This window comes from Streptomyces sp. A1136 (assembly GCF_004795055.1).
GTDB lineage: Bacteria > Actinomycetota > Actinomycetes > Streptomycetales > Streptomycetaceae > Streptomyces.
The window spans coordinates 1-578 of record NZ_SSBJ01000276.1 but is presented as its reverse complement, the minus strand read 5'-3'; the positions used below and the strand labels follow the sequence as shown (position 1 = coordinate 578).

At 73.7% G+C, this 578-nt stretch carries 1 protein-coding gene and 1 pseudogene; one reads left to right on the top strand and one right to left on the bottom strand.

Annotation, left to right across the window (positions count from 1 at the left end):
* A partial coding sequence (locus E6R62_RS38565) for a nuclear transport factor 2 family protein (RefSeq protein WP_136218018.1) occupies positions 1-307 on the bottom strand: 307 nt, incomplete at its 3' end.
* A gap of 48 nt (positions 308-355) precedes the next feature.
* On the opposite strand from E6R62_RS38565, the pseudogene E6R62_RS38560 reads away from it, so the two are divergent.
* Positions 356-578, top strand: a pseudogene (locus E6R62_RS38560) (PAS sensor protein); the annotation flags it as partial.

Sequence of the window (578 nt, the reverse complement as noted above, 5' to 3'; positions counted from 1 at the left end):
CCTCCTCGGCGGGGCCCCCGCTGAGGATGTTCTCGGTGCAGGTCACCAGCGCGGTGTCGCCCGTCATGGAGACGCCGACGTCGGTCAGGAAGAACTGGATGTACTCGGTGTTCGCCATGATCAGCGCGTAGCTGCGCAGCACCTCGCCGCGCCCGCTGAGCACCGGCCAGCCGGGGTGGACGCAGGAGACCGTGAGGTCCTCGCCGGGCAGCCAGAGGGCGGTCAGCGCTTCGAGGTCGCCCTGCTCCAGGGCCTCGTAGAAGGCGGTGCGGGCCACCGCAGACGCCGTACGGGTCGCCCGCGCCATCGAGGGAGCCGCGTGAGCGAGCCGAGGGACGACCACGCCGCCGCGGCCGCCGACATCGCCGCCGTCGACCTCCTGGACTCCGTCCTCGACGGCCGCAGCACCACGGACGAGCCCGCGACCGGGCCGGTCGCCATCCGTGCCCTCGCCGTCGCGGCGGCCTACCCCACCGACGCCCTGCGGGCGGCCGACCCCCCGGGCAACATCGCGAAGTACAACGCGGAACGCCTGGTCACGCGGTGCGTCACGAGCGCCAGACCCGTCCTCGTCAGCC